The sequence below is a fragment of the Stenotrophomonas geniculata genome (genome assembly GCF_034508895.1).
Lineage (GTDB): Bacteria > Pseudomonadota > Gammaproteobacteria > Xanthomonadales > Xanthomonadaceae > Stenotrophomonas > Stenotrophomonas geniculata.
The window spans coordinates 2,187,196-2,205,465 of the sequence record NZ_CP140571.1; the positions used below are offsets into that span (position 1 = coordinate 2,187,196).

The following is an 18,270-nucleotide window of genomic DNA, read 5'->3' on the forward strand; positions in this document are numbered from 1 at the left end:
TCAGGTCGCCTGCACCCGCCAGCCGAGTGCAGCGTCCTCCACAACGCCCGGGCCGGCCACGTCGCCGACCTGCAGCAACAGGCCCTGTGCATTGGGCAGGTCCTTCTGCTCGGGGAACCAGCGCCGGTCCGCAGCGACCACGATCAGCAGGCCCTCGTCGTCGCCCATCGGCGCGAACTGCGGCGAAGGCGGGCTGATCGGTTGCAGGCCGAACCGCAGGCTGGACTGCTCGCGTACCGCGTCGACATCGTGACTGGGCAGGCCGACCTCGCTCAGGCAGGTCAGTTCGCTGCCGTGGAAGGCACCCTGATGCGTACTGGCCGACAAGCGACGGCGACCGATCAGTTCCAGGATCAAGCCATCGGGGCCGGTGAAGTACACCGACTGCGACTGCCAGCTGCTCTCCAGCGCGAAGTAGTCCAGTCCCGCCGGATTGCGCTGCAGTGGCGTGCGTTCGCGCAACCAGGTCATCGCCTCGCCGAAGCGGTTGTCCGGCACGTTGAACGCCAGGTGCACACCACCGAGCGGGCGTCCTTCAGCGGGCTGCAGTGCGATGGTGCTCCAGCCGATGTGCACGTGGGTACCGACCACGCGCTGCTGCAGCACATCGTGGAAGTAGCTGGCCACGGCACCCACGTCAGATACCGGCAGAGTGAGGTGCAGCAGGCGCATGATCGGTTCTCCGTGTACGCGTCCACTGTAGCGCCAGGCCATGCCCGGCGGCCACTAGCGCAGTGAATGGTCAAAGAACCGTATCGCTGCATCCACTGCCTGCGCGTGGGTCTGTGCCTTTGGCACCGACGTAGTGCACAGGTCCTGCAGCCGCTGCTGCCCGGTCGCGGTGCACGCGGCCAGGAAATCATAGTGGCCCACATCGGCCAAGCGCTGCAGTTCCGCGCCCGGAATCAGGACCCCGGCGGCCGCGCCATTGGTCTGTGGCGGCGCAACCGTGTCAGCCTCACCCAGCACGATCGACACGGGCAGCCGCAACGAGGACAGCTGCTCGGGCGCGAAGGCCTGGATGATCGCCGGAGCCAGCAGGAATGCCGCCCGCACGCCGGGAATCGCGCGCGCGTCGTTGGCCTGGGAGATCCATGGCGCCAGTGCTGGAGAGGCCGCAGCGGCAACGCGCGCTTCCATTGAGTGCGTTGCGGCCTCCTGTTGAGGCCGGCAGACGCCGTCATCCGGATGTGCGGTGCAGAAGGCCAGCAGTCGCTGCAGGTCCGGTCGTGCACCGGCTGCCAGCAGCGCCGTGTAGCCACCGGCCGAGAACCCGGCAACCCCCAGGCGTTCAGGATCGACGTGCGGGCCCAGCACTGGATCGGCCTGCACGGCCGCCAGAGCGGCGCGCAGGTCATCCGCACGCAACCAGCTCAGGATGCTGCCGGGCAGGGTCATCGTGTCAATGCCGTTGTTGCCCGGATGATCGACCGCGATCACCAGATACCCGGCCCGCGCCAGCGCGGTGCCCAGCCAGCCCATCATGCGCGCACTGCCGCCGTTGCCATGCGAGAGCAGCAGCGTTGGCAGGCGATCACCTGCGACGGGAGCCTCCATCGCGGCACGTCCGACGTCGAACAGCGGCGCGTCGGGTGGGCCGATGGTCAGGGCGGTTTCCCGGCTGCCGGCCAGCGCTGGGTACCAGACCGTGTAGCGCAGCGCGTCGTGGTGCTGCGCATCGCGCACAGCCGCGCTGGCCACCGTGGTGGCGCCGTGGCGCTCGCCGGCTGCCTGCGTCTCGCTGGCATCGGCCACGGCAGCGGAGACCATGAGGATCATTCCCAGCACAGCAACCGTCATGCGCATCTTCAGTTCCTTGTCAGTTGGGACGTTCGTCGACTGGCAGCCAGATCTCCACGCCGCCGTTGCCGGTGTGCTCATCGAATCGGGCGTCGTAGCATTCCAGATCCGGTGCATCGGCAAGGCTGAGGTTGGACGCAGGAAGATAATGATCCAGCAGCCAGAACCAGGTCGAGCGGATGGTCGAGATGTGCGCGCCGTGCCAGGCCACCAGATAGCGACGCGGCGGAATGTGCACACTTTGCCAGTGTGCAGGCACGCTCGGCACCACGCTTGCCGGCAGTGCGGCGATGTAATCGAAGCCGCCATCGTTGTCGCTGTTGCAGCACACACCGAAGCTGATCGGCGCGGGCGTCGGCCATTCGCGGTTGAGCTGCGCCCATTGGCCGGGAATCGCGCCGCCACTGTCGCGGGTATGCCGCATGCCGATGCCCACCACCTGGAAAGCGGGCGTGTCGAGCAGCCGCGGCGCTTCACCGCAGGGCGCCGGCGCATCATCCACGCGGATCGCCTGTACCAGCGCCAGCCCATCGGTGCCCTGTTCGCGTACGCGCTCCGGCGTCTGCCCGAACTGTTCACTGAAGGCGCGGGTGAACGCGGCATGGGTGGTATAGCCGGCCCCCAGCGCGACCTGCAGGATGTCGCCCGCACCGTTGGCCAATCGTTGCGCGGCGGCGGTCAGGCGCCGTCCCCGCAGGTAGCGCACCACCGAGGTACCGGTGCGGGCCTGGAACAGGCGTGAAAGATGGAAGGGTGACAGTCCCGCCGCAGCGGCGATATCGGCCAGCGCCAATGGCCGGTCCGCATGGGTTTCGATGTACCACAACGCCTTGCCCGCCGCGCTCATCGGCCTTTCCCCGAATCCAATGCCGGCACAGTAGCGGATCGGCAGGCGCGGCGCTTAGCAGTTCTTGCGCCTGTGCGGCCTCAAGCTGTCGTACTGACGTCATGCCTCCTTCACACATCGGGCCGAGACTGCGCGCCTTGTCCAGGCCTGTTGTGTCCGCACAGGTGCTGGCCCTGTCGCGTCCTCCCGGAGCCCTGCTGTGCATCGTTCGAAGCTTTCGCGTTCCATCCTCCTTGCCCTTTCCATGGCCAGCGCAGGAGGCGCGATCGCAGCGGAGGCCGATGCGATCGACGCCGCAGGCGGTAGCCGTGCCGTGCCCACCCAGCTCGATGCGATGCTGGTCACCGGTACCCGTGCCTCCAACCGCACCCAGTTCGAAACGCTGGCGCCGGTAGACGTGTTCACCAAGGAAGACATCACGTCCGTTGAATCAACCGACCTGAAGGATGTGCTGGCCCAGCTGGTGCCGTCGTTCGTGGTGCAGCGCCTGCCGATGGCGGACGGCCAAGTGTTCGTGCGCCCGGCCACCCTGCGCGGCCTGTCGCCGGACCAGACCCTGGTGCTGGTCAACGGTCGTCGCTTCCACCGCAGCGCGCTGCTCGGCAACCGTGGCGCGCAGGCCGCCGACCTGGCGCAGATTCCGACCAGTGCAATCAAGCGCATCGAGGTACTGCGTGATGGTGCGTCTGCGCAGTACGGCTCGGACGCCATCGCCGGTGTCATCAACATCATCCTCGAGGATGGTCCGGGCACCGAGATCACCGCCGGCTATTCGCAGTACGCGCAGGGCGACGGTGCCTCGCGCGACTTCAGTGCGCGCACCGGCTGGTCGCTGGGCGACTATGGCAGCCTGGTGCTGTTCGCTGAGTCGTCCAACTCCGACGCCACCTCGCGCACCCGCCAGCGCCCCGATGCCATCGCCTTCCAGGCGGCCCATCCGGAGCTGGACGTGCCCAACCCGGTGCAGCGCTGGGGCCAGCCGGACCTGGAAAGCCGCCGCGTTGGCTTCAACGTGAAGGCCAACGCCAGCGAGACGCTGGAGCTGTACGCGTTCGGTGTTTACAGCCACAGTGATGGCGTCAGCGATTTCAACTGGCGCAACCCGGACACCACCACCGGTGCCTACCGCACCACGTCGATCTTCCCGGGCTGGAACCTGCGTTCGCTGTACCCGGTGGGCTTCAGCCCGCGGTACGGCAACGTCCAGAACGATCTGCAGCTGGTCGGCGGCCTGCGTGGCGAGATCACGCCGAAGCTGCGCTGGGATGTCAGTGCTTCGTATGGTCGCAACGCCATCGACTACAGCCTGAAGAACTCGATCAATGCCTCGCTGGGTCCGGCCAGCCCGACCGCGTTTGACCTCGGCCGCCTGGCCCAGACCGAGAAGAACGCCAACGCCGACGTCAACTACGAGTGGGAGGTGGGCGCGCTGTCCAAGCCGATCAACGTCGCCTTCGGCGGCGAGTTCCGCCAGGAGACCTACCAGGTGCGCGCCGGTGATCCGGCCTCGTACGCGGTGGGCCCGGGCGCGGTCGCGGGCCTGGAAGCCAATTCCAATGGCGCACCGGGCTTCTCCGCCAGCCAGGCCGGGCAGTGGAGCCAGCGCAGCAAGGCCGCCTACGTGGATATGGAAGTGCCGCTGGGCGAGCGCTGGAGCATCGGTGCGGCCAGCCGCTACGAGGACTTCTCCAGCTTCGGCAGCACGCTGGACGGCAAGCTGTCGGCGCGCTTCGCGATCACGCCGGACGTAGCCCTGCGCGGTACCGTGTCCACCGGCTTCCGTGCACCGACGCCGGCGCAGCTCAACACCACCAGTACCACCCAGGGCCTGGACACGCGCACCCTGCAGATCTTCACCAGTGGCCGCCTGTCGCCGAACGATCCACTGGCGCAGCTGCTCGGTGCCAGGCCGCTGAAGCCCGAAGAATCGCGCACCGCCTCGCTGGGCCTGACCTGGCGCACCGACCTGGGCCTGTCCGGTTCGGTGGATGTCTACCAGATCAGGCTCACCGACCGCTTCAGCCAGTCGGCCAGCTTCGCCATTCCGGCCGGTACGCCCAATCCGCTGGGCTATACCTCGGTGAACTACTTCACCAACGACTTCGACACCACCACCACCGGCGTGGACGTGGTCGGCAATTACCTGCGCGACCTCGGCGCAGGCCGCATGACGCTGACCCTGGCCTACAACTACAACCGCACCCGCGTGGACAACGGCAGCACCTCGGTGGCGACCAACGAAACCCAGCGCGTGCTGTTCGAAGACCGCCTGCCCGAGCACAAGGGAAGTCTGACCGGCAGCTGGGACATCGGTGCCTGGTCGCTGATGGCGCGCATGCGCTACTACGGCGCCTGGACCGATTCCAGCGGCAACGCGGTGGGCGACATCTACCAGCGCTTCGGGGCGATGAGCTTCCTCGACCTGGCCGTTGGCTATCGCATCAACGAACATCACAGCCTGCGCGTGGGTGCCGACAATGTGCTGGACAGTTATCCGGACGAGGCGACTTTCCAGGCCAGCCGCGGCCTGGTCTACTCGCGCAACGCGCCCTATGACACCGACGGTGCCAATCTGTACGCGCAGTACCGGCTGAGCTTCTGATGGACCCGGCCCGCCGTTCCCTGCTGCGTGCAGGTACCTTGCTGCCGGCTGCAGCTGCACTGTCTTCACTGCCCGCCACGGCTGCCGCGCGTTACGCTGCACCCATGCAGATTCCCGCAACGACCGTGGCGCCGGACGTGCTGGCCCGCGATGAAAACTACTGGACCGCCGTGGCCAGCCACTTCGACATCACCGACGAAGTGAACCATCTGGAGAACGGCTACTGGGGCGCGATGGGGCTTGAGACGCTGGCCAGTTACCAGCGCCACACCGCTGAAGTGAACCGTGGCAACGCCTGGTACGGCCGCCGTGAATTCCCGGCGCAGTACCTGGCAGTACAGCGGCAGGTGGCCGAGCTGCTGGGTGTGGATGCGGATGAGATCGCACTGACTCGGGGCGCCACCGAGGCGATGCTGGCGTTGATTGGCGGCTACAACCGCCTGCAGCCCGGCGACCAGGTGCTGTATGCCGACATCGACTACGACAGCATGATCGGGGCGATGCGCTGGCTGCAGCAGCGTCGCGGCGTGCAGGTCGAGCGCATCGCGCTGCCGGCGGTGCCCGACCACGCGCAGATCCTGCAGGCGTATGAGGACGCATTCGCGCAGTTTCCGCGCCTGAAGCTGGTGCTGCTGACCCAGGTCAGCCATCGCCATGGGCTGGTGCTGCCTGTGGCCGAGATCGCCGAGCGTGCACGCGCACGGGGTATCGACGTGATCGTCGATGCGGCGCATGGCTTTGGCCAGATCGACTACGCGGTGCCACAGCTGAAGGCCGATTTCGTTGGCATCAACCTGCACAAATGGATCGGTGCGCCGGTCGGCGTCGGCGCAATGTACGTGCGCAGGGGCCGCGTTGCGGACCTCGACCCGTACATGGGCGAGACCGACGACGGCCGCGTGGGCAGCCGCGTACACACCGGCACGGTCAACTTCGCCGCCTACCTGGCACTGCCGGAAGCGATCGCGCTGCACCAGCGCATCGGCGTGGCCAACAAGCAGGCGCGCCTGCGCTACCTGCGTGAGCGCTGGACGCTGCCAGCGCGGCAGATGGCGCACATCGAAGTGCTGTCTTCGCCCGATCCGGCGCTGGCCAGCGCCTTGGCCAGCTTCCGTCTGCGTGGGCGCACCAACGTGGCAGACAACATGGCGCTGCAGAAGCGCCTGCTGGACGAGCATCGCGTGTTCACCACGCATCGCGACGGGTTGGACTCCGGCGCCTGCGTGCGGGTGACGCCGTCGGTGTTCACCCGGCCGCAGCAGATGGATGCGCTGGTGCAGGCGCTCTCCGCCCTGGCCTGACCCTGCTTGGGTAGGTGCCAACCTTGGTTGGCACATTTCGAGCGTGCCGGGGAATCGTCCGCCGGGCAGGGCCCGGCGCTACCGCTCTTCTCCAGCCTGGTGGGTGCCGACCGTTGGTCGGCACACCCTATCCACGCATGGCGTGCACGGACATTGCCAACCAAGGTTGGCATCTACCGAAGCGGATCCCGCAGATCCACGCCCTGCGTGGATGCTCTCCGCCTACCGCTCGATCGCCGGCAACGCATCGGACAACAACAACCGGTCAATCCGCCGCAACGCACTCTCCAGCTGCCGTCGGTCCGCCGCCAGCCCCAGCGACAACCGCACGCCGTACTGGTGCGAGACCCCCGGCGGACAGAACGCCGATGACGGCGCAATCGCCAGCCCCTGCAGCTGTGCGGTACGCACCAGCGTGGCGTCGGTCCAGGGTGCCGGTATCCGGCACCAGGCATGCAGGCCCTCCGCGCGCTGCAGCAGCGACGGCGCGAGCAGGTAACGTGCCATGCGCATGCGCTCGCGTGCCTCGGCGCGTACCTGGGCCAGCAGTGACTGCGCCGAACCATCCAGCAGCAGTTGGCTGGCCAATGCCGAGACCAGCGGATGGCCCATCAGCCGCGTCGCCCGCAACGCAGCCGTCATCGCCTCGGCGTGCGCAGCGCTCGGGCACTGCACGAACGCGGTGCGCAGGCCAGGGCTGATCACCTTCGACAGCGTCGCCACATAGAACACATGGCGCGGTGCCAGCGTTGCCAGGGGTACCGGCGCCTCTTCGGCAAGGTGCCAGTACGGATCATCCTCGATCGCCAGCAGGCCTTCACTCTCCAGCACACGCGCCAGCGCTTCGCGCCGCTGCAACGGCAACGTCAGCGCGGTCGGGTTCTGGCAGGTGGGGTTGAGATAGAGCAGCCGCGCGCCACTCCCGCGTGCCTGCCGCACCAGCGCTTCAGGGCACATGCCGTGTTCGTCGCAGTCCACCGGCAACAGCCGCCGGCCAAGCGCCGCTGCGGCCTGCAGCAGGCCCGGATAGACCAGCGCATCGCACAGGATCGCGTCGCCATCGCGGCCCTGGCTGAGCAGGATCGCGGCCAGCGCCACCTGGGCGCCTTCGGTCAGTAGCAGGCAGGCATCGTCCACCGTGCCCAGCATCGGTTGCAGCCAGCGCGCTGCCGCATGGCGGTCGGTCGGGTTGCCGCCGCCCAGGTGATAGGTCATCAGGTTCGGTGCGTTGCTGCGCGCAAGCACGGCGGCGGCACCGCGGCGCAGCGTCTCGGCCAATGCATCGGCATCAGGCACCGGCGGCACGTTCATGCTCAGGTCCACCACCTGGTCGAAGCCGGCCTTGGGCGGTGCGATGAAGCTGCCCTGTGGTCCACGCGCTTCGATCAGGCCACGCTTGCGTGCTTCATCGAAGGCGCGGGTGACCGTGGTCAGGTCGATGCCCAGCTGCTGCGCCAACGCGCGCTGCGAGGGCAGGCGCTGTCCCGGTGCCAGACCACCACGGCGCACCGTGCGTTCCAGCGAATTGACGATGCGCAGGTAGATCGGGCCGCTGTGCGCGAGGACGTCCTGCACCCACTCGCGCGCTGCGACATCCGGTCGCGGCATGTACGGAGCATGTCGGGGCGTATCGTTGCTTCCAACGGCGGGAGCCTGTCCATAACCATCGGTCGGTTCGGACAGGTGACCGCCGTTGTTGTTTGCGGCGGTCGCGTCACCCAGAGCCAGTGATGTCATTGCGCGTCCTCAGCGCTTGGCCTGCCAGGGGCAGTAGCAGCCCACGGCAAGCAGTCCCTTGGGGCGCACGGTTTCGCCGCGCACCAGTCTGTCCAGCAGCGGTTCGACGAAACTGTTGGCCGAGTTGCAGACCATGCCGATGCTGTACGGGCCGGCGTAGGCCAGATGGCCCTGCCGGTCCCAGATCGCCACCGCAGGGCTGGCCGGGATGTGCTCGATGCCGTCGATGGACGGCAGGTTGATCACCTTGTTGCGCAGCGGCTCGGGCAGTTCGCCCTGCGTGCCAGGGCGACGGATCGCGTAGAAGTCGATGCCGGCGCGGCGGTACATGCTGATCAGGTAGCTCAGGTGGGCACCGGTCTCGCGGTTGCACACCCCGCAGGCCGGGTCCCAGAAATGCACCACGCGGATGCGGCCGGTATCTCCGTCCAGATCGGCCGGCAGGCGCAGCTGCGAGTCGTCGAAGACGATGGCCTGTTCGGTGAACGTGGACTGCGCGCTGTAACCAAAGTACTGCCACAGTGCAGCCGCCACGCCTGCCATGAACAGGCAGGCGAGGGCGATCATCGTCGGCAGCAGCCAGCGGCGGCGCGGCGCGGCTGCGCCCATCAGGAGTCTTCCCGGCCGAACTTGTGCACGTACTGCTTGCGCATCTCGCGGCAGGAATCGGCCTGCGCGCGACGCTGGATCTCGCTACGCGACGGATCCTCGCTGCGCTGCAGGCACTGCTCGATGGCATGGCGTTCGGCGGCCTGTACGTCCACGGTCTGTGGCTGCAGGCAGACCCAGGCCAGCGCGGCCAGCATCAGCACGACAAAGCCGCCGCAACCGGCCATCACCAGGTGGAACTTCAGTTTCTCGGCGCGCATCGATGCACGTCCCTTCATCCATACATTGCATACAAAATATCATCTTGTATGGATGCCGTGCCACGTGGACGACTCAGACGATGGCGTTGTGCCGGGCCTCGGGGGCTTCGGACAGGATCTCGTTCAGCTTGGCCAGCGCCCCGGCCAGCGCGCCCTGGTCGACTGCGCCGCCCAGCGACAGGCGGATCGCGTTGCCCGGTGGCGGTTCTTCCACGCTGAAGGCGTCCGAGCTGGCGATGCCCAGCCCCTGTTCCTGCGCGGCCTGGATCAGCCGGTACTGGTCCAGCCGCGGCGGCAGCGGCAGCCACACGTGCAGGCCGGCCGGATGCGCCTGGGCACGGGACGGCAGGTACTGCGCGGCAATCGCCTGGCGCTCGCGCAGTTCCTGCTGGAAGCGCTGCACCATGTCCTGGGCCTGGCCGCTGCGGATCCACTGCGAGGCCACCGCCACCATCGACTGGGTCGGCATCAGCGCGATTGCGCGCAGCGCATCCAGCACCGGTTCCATCGGCTCGCCGGCCGGCACCACCAGGTAGGCGGTGCGCAGGCCCGGCGCCAGGCACTTGGACAGGGTGGAGATGTAGTAGACCGGGCAGCCGGCGTCGCGGTGGGCGGCCAGCGGTGGCGCGGCGTCACCGGCCAGCAACCAGTAGGGATCGTCTTCGATCACGGTCAGATCGTGGCGCTTGGCGACCGCCAGCAGGGCCTGCCGGCGCTGCGCCGACATCGTCGCCGTGGTCGGGTTCTGGATGGTCGGCACCAGGTACAGCAGGCGCGGGCGGCGCAGCTGGCAGGCTTCTTCCAGCGCATCGGGCAGCATGCCCTCGGCGTCCATCGCCACCGGCACTACGCCCCGCTGCAGCACACGCGCGGCGGCCAGCAGGCCCGGGTAGGTCAGCTGCTCGGCGGCGATCAGCTCGCCTGGCTGGGTGCGAGCCAGGATCAGCGCGCACAGCGCGGTCTGCGCACCGGGGCAGATCACTACCTGGTCGGTGCCGACCGTCCCCAGCATCGGTGCCAGCCACTGTACGGCGGCGGCGCGGTCCTCGCGGGTACCGGCGCCGACGTGGTAGCTCATCAGTTCACCCTGGCCCAGCTGCTGGCCCACGTGCTGGAAGCCGGCTTCCATGCCCTGCGCGAACGGCGCGCTGCCCAGCAGCGGCGGGATGTTCATGCTCAGGTCGACCGAGGTGCTGCGGTTGCCGGCCGACAGCGCGATGAAGGTGCCGCCCGCGCCCTGCGCGTCGAGCAGGCCGGCCTGGCGCAGTTCGGCAAAGGCGCGGGTGACCGTGGTCAGGTCCACGCCCACCTGCTGGGCCAGGTCGCGCTGCGGCGGCAGGCGGTCGCCCGGGCGCAGCACGCCGTCATCCACCGCCTCGCGCACCTGCTGGGCAATCTGCAGGTACAGCGGGCCGGCGCCCTCGCGGAAGGGGCGGACCCAGGTGCGATTGGGGTGTTTCAGGCGGCGGCCGGCGGCAGGTGGCGTCATCGGTCAGATTTTTCCATACGTGCAGATGCATAAGTCCATACAATGTTGTATTTTGTATGGGCTTGATTGGAGTGGTTCGCCTGCTTGTAGGCGACCTCGTACCCACAGTGTAGCCGCTCCACGCCCGGGCGCTGCGCGCAGGCGAGCCGGTCAAGCGCGCTTCTTCAACAGGGTTGACCTCCAATGAATATCTGCTGGAACCGCATCCGCCTGGCGCTGGTCGCCCTGGCCTGCGTCGGCCTGTCGGGCTGTGACTGGGTGCTGCTGGATTCGAAGGGCATGGTCGGGCTCGCCCAGCGCGACCTGATCCTGATCTGCATCGGCCTGATGCTGATCGTGGTGATACCGGCCATCGTGCTGACCTTCGTGTTCGCGTGGCGCTACCGCGCTGGCAACACCAAAGCGAAATACACGCCGGACTGGTCGCACTCCACCAAGGTGGAGATCGTGGTCTGGGGCGTGCCGCTGATCATCATCGCGGTGCTGGCGGTGATCGTGTGGAAGTCGACCCACGAGCTGGACCCCTACAAGCCGCTGGACGTGGCTGGCGAACCGCTGCACGTGGACGTGATCGCCACCGACTGGAAGTGGGTGTTCGTGTACCCGGACCTGGGCATCGCCACGGTCAACCAGCTCAACTTCCCGGCCAATCGTCCGCTGGCATTCAACATCACCTCCAACTCGACGATGAATACCTTCTTCATCCCGCAGCTGGGTGGGCAGATCTACGCGATGGCCGGCATGCGCACGCAGCTGCACCTGATCGCCAACGAACCCGGCCAGTTCCGTGGCATGTCCGGCAACTACAGCGGGCATGGCTTCTCGAACATGAAGTTCATCGCCACTGCCAGCAGCAACGAAGACTTCGAGCGCTGGGTGGCCGAAGTGCGCAGCGCGCCCGACGCGCTCAGCTTCACGCAGTTCAAGGCGCTGGCCGCGCCGTCGAAGAACGCACCGGTGCAGCACTTCTCCAGTGTCGAACCGCTGCTGTTCAAGAAGGTCATCGACCAGTTCATCGGCGTCGGTGAGAACACCACTGCTGCTACCCCGGCGGGCGCTGCCGGCGGTGCTCAGGTTTCCCAGGAGTAACGAACATGTTGGGTAAATTGACGTGGGAGGCCGTGCCGCTGCACGAGCCGATCGTCGTGGTCACATTGGCGGCCATGGTGCTGGGTGGCCTCGCGCTGCTTGGCGCAGTGACGTACTTCAAGCTGTGGGGCCCGCTGTGGCGCGACTGGTTCACCACCGTGGACCACAAGAAGATCGGCATCATGTACGTGGTGGTGGCGCTGGTCATGCTGGTGCGCGGCTTCGCCGATGCGCTGATGATGCGCGCGCAGCTGGCCGCGGCGGGGCCGGGCAGTGACGGTTTCCTGCCACCGGAGCACTACGACCAGATCTTCACCGCGCACGGCGTGATCATGATCTTCTTCGTAGCCACCCCGTTCGTGGTCGGCCTGATGAACATCATCGTGCCGCTGCAGATTGGTGCGCGCGACATGGCGTTCCCGTTCCTCAACGCCTTCAGCTTCTGGATCTTCGTGGTCGGCGCAGCGCTGATGATGATCTCGCTGGGCGTTGGCGAATTCGCCATGACCGGCTGGGTGGCCTATCCGCCGCTGTCGGGCATCGAGTTCAGCCCAGGCGTGGGTGTTGATTACTACATCTGGGCGTTGCAGGCATCCGGTATCGGCACCTTGCTGACCGGCGTCAACCTGTTCATCACCATCCTGCGCATGCGTGCGCCGGGCATGACCCTGATGAAGATGCCGGTGTTCACCTGGACCGTGCTGGTCACCAGCGTGATCATCATCGCCGCCTTCCCGATCCTGACCGTGGCGCTGGGCGCGCTCACCCTGGATCGCTACCTGGACTTCAACTTCTACACCAACACATTGGGTGGCAACCCGATGATGTACGTGAACCTGGTGTGGGCCTGGGGCCATCCGGAGGTGTACATCCTGGTGCTGCCGGCGTTCGGCATCTTCTCTGAAGTCACTGCCACGTTCGCGCGCAAGAAGCTGTTCGGTTACAAGTCGATGGTGGGCGCCACGCTGGCGATCGGCATCCTGTCGTTCATCGTCTGGCTGCACCACTTCTTCACCATGGGCTCCGGTGCCAGCGTCAATGCCTTCTTCGGCATCATGACGATGATCATCGCCATCCCCACCGGGGTGAAGATCTTCACCTGGCTGTTCACCATGTATGGCGGCCGCGTCGAGTTCAGCGTGCCGATGCTGTGGACCATCGCCTTCCTGGTCACCTTCACCATCGGTGGCATGACCGGCGTGCTGCTGGCCATCCCGGGCGCGGACTTCCTGCTGCACAACAGCCTGTTCCTGGTCGCGCACTTCCATAACACCATCATCGGCGGCGCGCTGTTCGGCTACCTGGCCGGCTTCGCCTACTGGTTCCCGAAGGTGTTCGGCTTCACCCTCAACGAGCGCCTGGGCAAGTGGTCGTTCGCCTGCTGGGTGATCGGCTTCTACCTGGCCTTCATGCCGCTGTACATGCTGGGCTTCATGGGCATGACCCGTCGCATGAACCAGTACGACAACCCGGCGTGGACGCCGTACCTGATCGCTGCCTTCATCGGCGCGCTGTTCGTGTTCGCGGGCATCATCCTGATGCTGGTGCAGATCTACGTGAGCGTTCGCGACCGCAAGCGCAACCTGGACCTGACCGGCGACCCGTGGAATGCGCGCACGCTGGAATGGGCCACGCCGTCGCCGCCGCCGTTCTACAACTTCGCGGTGGTGCCCAAGGCCGATGAGCTGGACGCCTTCCACGAAGCGAAGAAGCGCGGCCTGCCGCCGCCGCCGAAGACGTACGCGCCGATCCACATGCCGAAGAACACCGGCGTGCCGCTGATCCTCAACATCTGGATCCTGGTGCTGTGCTTCGCCCTGGTCTGGCACATCTGGTGGATGGCCGCGGCCAGCTTCATCGCGATGATCGTCACCCTGATCGTGCGGTCCTACGACGAGGACGTGGACTACTACGTCAGTTCCGAAGAGGTGGCGCGCACTGAAGCGGCCAACCTTGCCAAGCTGAAGGAGGTACGCGCATGAACCTGTTGACCCGCCCCGAGCTGGCCACCGGCACGCAGGCACACGAGGACCACCACGAACACGACCACAGCCACGAGCAGGGCGGCATGAAGGTGTTCGGCATGTGGGTCTACCTCATGTCCGACCTGGTGCTGTTCGGTTCGCTGTTCGCCTCGTACGCGGTGCTCAGCACCGCCTACGCCGGCGGCCCCACCGGCAAGGAGCTGTTCTCGCTGCCGTTCGTGATGGCCGAGACCTTCCTGCTGCTGGTCTCCAGCATCACCTACGGCCAGGCCGTACTGGCGATGCACCGCCACGACACCTCGGCGGTGCTGCGCTGGCTGGGCGTGACCTTCGTGCTCGGTGCCTCGTTCATCGGCATGGAGATCTATGAGTTCTCGCACCTGATCCACGAAGGCGCAGGCCCCAGCACCAGTGCCTACCTGTCGGCGTTCTTCGCGCTGGTCGCCACCCACGGCCTGCACGTGGCCAGCGGCCTGATCTGGATGGCGGTGGTCATGCACCAGGTCTACCGCCGTGGCCTGACCCCGACCAACATCACCCGCGTGTCGTGCCTGAGCCTGTTCTGGCACTTCCTGGACCTGGTGTGGATCTGCGTCTTTACCTTCGTCTACCTGATCGGAGCCTTCTGACATGGCCCACGTCGAAACCTCGCGCGCCGGCAATGCGCACGGCTCCACCAAGTCCTACCTGATCGGCTTCGTGCTGTGCGCGCTGCTGACCGTGGTGCCGTTCGCGCTGGTGATGAACCCGGTGCTGTCGCGGCCGCTCACGCTGTTCCTGCTGGTCGGCTTCGCGGTGGCGCAGATCCTGGTGCAGCTGGTCTATTTCCTGCACATGGACCGCAAGTCCGAAGGTGGCTGGAACCTGGCCAGCTTCGTGTTCACCCTGGTGATCCTGTTCATCATCGTCGCGCTGTCGGTATGGATCATCTGGAGCATGCACTACCACATGATGATCAACTGACCGTGGCCGGGGTGATCGGCACGGATCGCGCGATCACCCCGGCACCTCAGCCCTCTTTTCCCCCAAGGGCAGGCCTGACCGAGACCCCGCCCGCATCTGCGTTGGTGGTACCCGTGAAGCGTCCTGCTGCTGTTGTCCGTTCGTTGTTCTCTCCCCGTTTCCGCCTGCCGCTGCTGGCCGGCCTGGCCATCGGCCTGCTGGCCGGCTGCAGTGCGCAGTCGCGCATGGACTTCTACTCCAAGGACATCGCCTGCGAAGAACTTGGCCAGCAGTGGTCGATGCCCGACAGCCACGGCACCGTGCGTGGCCCGAAGGACCTGCAGGGGCAGGTGACCTATCTGTTCTTCGGTTTCACCAGCTGCCCGGATGTGTGCCCGACCACCATGGTCGAGCTGAGTCAGGTCAAGCACCTGATGGGCAAGGATGCCGACCAGCTGCAGGTGGTGTTCGTCAGCGTCGACCCGGCGCGCGATACGCCGGAGGTGGCGCGCACCTATGTGGAAGCCTTCGACCCCAAGGCGATCGCACTGGTTGGCAACGAAGCGCAGTTGGCCGCGATGGCCAGCGACTTCAAGGCGTTCTATGAGAAGGAACCCGGCCAGGTGCCGGAGACCTACACCATGAGCCACATCGCGGGCGGCTACGTGTTCGACCGCCAGGGCCGCCTGCGCCTGTTCGCGCCCTATGGCATGCCGGTGGACAAGCTGTTCTCCGACGTGCAGCGCCTGCTGCTGGAGCCCGCTCATCCAGCCGCCGGCAACGACGCACTGGCCAGCTGCAGCCGCAAACACAGCGACACACTCGCCGCCCGCTGACGCTGGTGGCTGCCAACCTTGGTTGGCACTTCTGGATCTGCTGTGGGTGGGTGCCGACCGTTGGTCGGCACATCCCCCACACCCATCCCCCGGCCGGCCAGGAGAGCCAACCGGCCGGGGGCACCACTCAACGCCTTACTTGGTTTCTTCCCACTGCACCACGTCCGGCTCGGCCGCCTTGATGCCGGCGGTCGACAGCAGCTTGGTGGTCGCATCCAGCGCCGCGTTCACCGACGGGTACTCCACAATCGCGCGGCCCGAGGCCTTGGATACCTTCACCACGGTGCCGCCGGTGGCGGTGGCCGCACGCTGGGCCGAGGCCGCATCGGTGAAGAACACCTTGACCCGCGAGGTCGCCACTACCGGCGCGCCATCGTTGGAGACAGCGGCCGCAAACTTGCTGGCGCCGGCATCTGCACGTGCGACCACACCGGTAGACGCATCGGTGGACCGCTTGCTGCGGGTACCGACGGCCGCCGCCCTGGCATCAGCCCCGGTCGTGATCCGGAACTGGCCGCCGCTGGCCGGCTGCACGGTTGCCGACGGCGCCAGCTGGAAGCGCGCGCCGCCCACATTGAACGAACGGCCGGTGGCCTCCGCCTTCAACTGCTGCGTGTCTACGGTCGACAAGGTCTTCGCCGGAGGTGTCTGGCCCGAACTCTGTGCCCAGGCGGTGGTGGTCATCGCCGCGAGGGCGAGGGTGCTCAACAGAATGGTCGTCTTCATCATCAGTGCCCCAGAACGCGGATCTTGAAGAATTCGAGGTTGCCACGCGATGCAGCGTTCGCGGCCTGCCCCAGGTCGGTGACTTCCAGCGTCCAGGTGCCCGTGGCGTTCTCATCCAGGAAGGCATTGCTGGACAGCAGGTCCCAGTTGGTGAAGTTGCGCTGGACACCATTGAGGCCAGAGCCGATCGCGGTGAATGCCGGCTGCACCACGCTGCGCGTGCCACTGGGCGAGACCAGCACGAACTGCAGCTGGCGGGTGTTGCTGTGATTGACCCGGAAGCCGAGCTGCACGCTTTCGATGTTGCGCGCGCCATTGGCCAGCTGGAAGGTCAGGCGAGCAGCAGCGGCCGAGGTATTGCCGATGGCTACGGTGCGCGTCGTGTTGCGCCAGCCGCTGTCCACCAATGCACCCAGCGACTGGAAGTTCTCGGCGACCTCTACTGCACGGGCGGCGTTGACCACGCCGAAGCCGTACCAGTTGCTGTAGGCGCGGCCGGCGGCATTCACCGTCCAACCCGGCACCAGCACGCGGCCATCGGAGTGCGTGACCGCCGCCCGGTTCGGGTCATTGCGGGTGGCCGTGGTGGCCAGGATGTACTTCACATCGCGGTAGGACAGGTTTGGATTGGTTTCCAGCAGCAATGCCGCCACGCCCGACACCATCGGCGTGGCCGCCGAGGTACCGTTCATCTTGCCGGTGTAGTTGCAGGTGCTGTCGATGGCGGACTGGTCGCCGTCCAATGTGTTGCGCAGGCTCGTATTCTTGTTGCTGCCCTGCGCGCAGCCGGTGACGTCGGTGGTGAGGATGGCCGGATCGTAGCGGATCGCCAGCTGCCCCGGCACGACCTGCCGCTGCCAGCCGTTCTCGCCACCGAAGCCGGACACCCACAGCGCCGAGCCGGTGGACGAGTACGAGGAGCGCACGCCATCGGCGCGCACGGCGGCAACAGTGATCACGTTGAACAGGTTGTTGCGCGGATCGCGGCCGGCCGGAATGCAGCCCGTGTTGCGGTTCTTGGTGTCTGCCGAGCAGATGTCGGTGCCATCCGAGCGTGCGCCGTTGTTGTGGTTGTTGCCGGCGGCTTTCACGTAGATGCCACCGCGCCCGCCACGGGTGCCGGACATGGCCTGCTCATAGGCGGTGATGTCGTTCTGGCTGTAGGCCAACGGCAGGTTGGGGTTGCCCGGGCTGGAGCCCCAGCTGTTGTTGAAGACCCCCACGTCGGCCACTTCGGCGCCGTCCCACCACGAGTACTCGATGTTGGAGTTCGAATTGCCCTGGGCATTGGATGCCAGGAAATTGAAGCCCTTGAGTGTGGCCGCCGAGGCCACGCCGCGCACGCCCAGGTTGTTGGCGCCCACCGCACCGGCGATGCCGCCGACCATGGTGCCGTGATTGTCGCGGTCCGGATTGGACGGTGAAGGGTTGTTGCTCTGGTTGGCGAAGTTCTTGCCCGCGACCGCCGCCACGTTGGCGGCCAGGTCCGGGTGGGCAATCTGCAGGCCATCATCGACGATGGCGATGGTGACGCCCTGGCCACGGATGCCATTGCGGAACAGGCCGTCCACGTTGAGATCGTTGCCGGCCACCGGCAGGGTATCGCCCAGTACGGCCTGCCCGGTGTTGAGCAGATGCCACTGACGCCCGGCCAGCGGATCGGCCTGCTGGGCCTGGGCGGTGACGGCCAGGCTGCCCAGCACCAGGGCAGTGGCAAGGGCCAGGCGCGCGGAGCGTGGTGGCGCGGAGCGTTGCGTGTGTCGCTTCATACACGAATCCTTCTGTTGTGAATCGGCATGGCAGGACGGCGGGGCGGATCTGCCCCATCGCAACGAGCCAAACGCGACACAACGAACAACCCCCTACCTCTTCACACACCCAATCTGCAGATGTGCCGATTGCGTCACAAACGCTTATCCCGCGGGGTAATGACGACTGCCGTGCCCCGCATCTGGTGGACGCCAATCCTGATTGGCACCTGCATCCACGCATGGCGTGGATCTACCAGGTGTCATCGCGTGGCTTCACACGCGGCTGTGCTACTACA

General features: G+C 66.6%; 16 protein-coding genes. 7 read left to right on the forward strand and 9 right to left on the reverse strand.

The features are described from left to right. From RI032_RS10115 to RI032_RS10125, 3 genes are read right to left on the reverse strand one after another with little or no spacing between them, the layout of a single operon-like run. Entirely contained in the window at positions 1–672 is a 672-nt protein-coding gene (locus RI032_RS10115; protein WP_322548228.1) for a VOC family protein, read from the reverse strand. A gap of 54 nt (positions 673–726) precedes the next feature. Then, the gene (locus RI032_RS10120) at positions 727–1,806 is read right to left on the reverse strand and encodes an alpha/beta hydrolase family protein (protein WP_322548229.1); all 1,080 of its coding nucleotides are present in this window, start codon (positions 1,804–1,806) and stop codon (positions 727–729) included. Between the two features lie 13 nt (positions 1,807–1,819). Next, positions 1,820–2,647, reverse strand: coding sequence for an AraC family transcriptional regulator (locus RI032_RS10125; protein WP_010482125.1), 828 nt, complete (start codon positions 2,645–2,647; stop codon positions 1,820–1,822). A gap of 199 nt (positions 2,648–2,846) precedes the next feature. Between RI032_RS10125 and RI032_RS10130 the strand changes: the two genes are divergently transcribed. Beyond that, a complete protein-coding gene (locus tag RI032_RS10130) occupies positions 2,847–5,249 on the forward strand; it encodes a TonB-dependent receptor plug domain-containing protein (protein ID WP_322548230.1) in 2,403 nt (800 codons plus the stop codon). Further along, positions 5,249–6,550 carry an aminotransferase class V-fold PLP-dependent enzyme gene (locus tag RI032_RS10135; protein WP_322548231.1) on the forward strand — a complete coding sequence of 434 codons (1,302 nt, stop codon included), beginning with the start codon at positions 5,249–5,251 and terminating at the stop codon, positions 6,548–6,550. Before RI032_RS10130 ends, RI032_RS10135 begins: the two co-directional genes overlap by 1 nt. A 222-nt stretch (positions 6,551–6,772) precedes the next feature. On the opposite strand, the gene RI032_RS10140 is transcribed toward RI032_RS10135, so the two are convergent. From RI032_RS10140 to RI032_RS10155, 4 genes are read right to left on the reverse strand one after another with little or no spacing between them, the layout of a single operon-like run. Continuing rightward, positions 6,773–8,287 (reverse strand): aminotransferase-like domain-containing protein, encoded by a 1,515-nt coding sequence (locus tag RI032_RS10140; protein WP_322548232.1) that lies wholly within the window; start codon positions 8,285–8,287, stop codon positions 6,773–6,775. A 9-nt stretch (positions 8,288–8,296) separates the two neighbouring features. Further along, complete coding sequence (locus RI032_RS10145; protein WP_322548233.1) at positions 8,297–8,896, reverse strand: DUF6436 domain-containing protein; 600 nt, start codon at positions 8,894–8,896, stop codon at positions 8,297–8,299. After that, complete coding sequence (locus RI032_RS10150; protein WP_019336318.1) at positions 8,896–9,174, reverse strand: hypothetical protein; 279 nt, start codon at positions 9,172–9,174, stop codon at positions 8,896–8,898. The genes RI032_RS10145 and RI032_RS10150 overlap by 1 nt, the downstream gene beginning before the upstream one ends. A gap of 55 nt (positions 9,175–9,229) precedes the next feature. Next, positions 9,230–10,645, reverse strand: coding sequence for an aminotransferase-like domain-containing protein (locus tag RI032_RS10155; protein ID WP_322548234.1), 1,416 nt, complete (start codon positions 10,643–10,645; stop codon positions 9,230–9,232). Between the two features lie 183 nt (positions 10,646–10,828). On the opposite strand from RI032_RS10155, the gene cyoA reads away from it, so the two are divergent. The 5 genes from cyoA (at position 10,829) to RI032_RS10180 (ending at position 15,497) form a co-directional block, all read left to right on the forward strand. Then, positions 10,829–11,734, forward strand: a complete 906-nt coding sequence (cyoA, locus tag RI032_RS10160) for a ubiquinol oxidase subunit II (RefSeq protein ID WP_109814804.1) — start codon at positions 10,829–10,831, stop codon at positions 11,732–11,734. 5 nt (positions 11,735–11,739) lie between these two features. Further along, positions 11,740–13,716: a cytochrome o ubiquinol oxidase subunit I gene (cyoB, locus tag RI032_RS10165; RefSeq protein ID WP_010482112.1), complete on the forward strand. Its 1,977-nt coding sequence runs from the start codon at positions 11,740–11,742 to the stop codon at positions 13,714–13,716. Further along, the gene (gene cyoC / locus RI032_RS10170; protein ID WP_010482111.1) at positions 13,713–14,348 is read left to right on the forward strand and encodes a cytochrome o ubiquinol oxidase subunit III; all 636 of its coding nucleotides are present in this window, start codon (positions 13,713–13,715) and stop codon (positions 14,346–14,348) included. Before cyoB ends, cyoC begins: the two co-directional genes overlap by 4 nt. A 1-nt stretch (position 14,349) precedes the next feature. Then, positions 14,350–14,682 carry a cytochrome o ubiquinol oxidase subunit IV gene (gene cyoD / locus RI032_RS10175; protein ID WP_005411473.1) on the forward strand — a complete coding sequence of 111 codons (333 nt, stop codon included), beginning with the start codon at positions 14,350–14,352 and terminating at the stop codon, positions 14,680–14,682. A 143-nt stretch (positions 14,683–14,825) separates the two neighbouring features. Beyond that, entirely contained in the window at positions 14,826–15,497 is a 672-nt protein-coding gene (locus tag RI032_RS10180) for an SCO family protein (RefSeq protein ID WP_010482109.1), read from the forward strand. A gap of 135 nt (positions 15,498–15,632) precedes the next feature. Here the strand turns inward: RI032_RS10180 and RI032_RS10185 are convergent, their stop codons facing one another. Further along, positions 15,633–16,226: a S8 family serine peptidase gene (locus RI032_RS10185; protein ID WP_010482108.1), complete on the reverse strand. Its 594-nt coding sequence runs from the start codon at positions 16,224–16,226 to the stop codon at positions 15,633–15,635. Further along, entirely contained in the window at positions 16,226–17,992 is a 1,767-nt protein-coding gene (locus RI032_RS10190) for a S8 family serine peptidase (RefSeq protein ID WP_010482107.1), read from the reverse strand. Before RI032_RS10190 ends, RI032_RS10185 begins: the two co-directional genes overlap by 1 nt. Positions 17,993–18,270 lie beyond the last annotated feature (278 nt).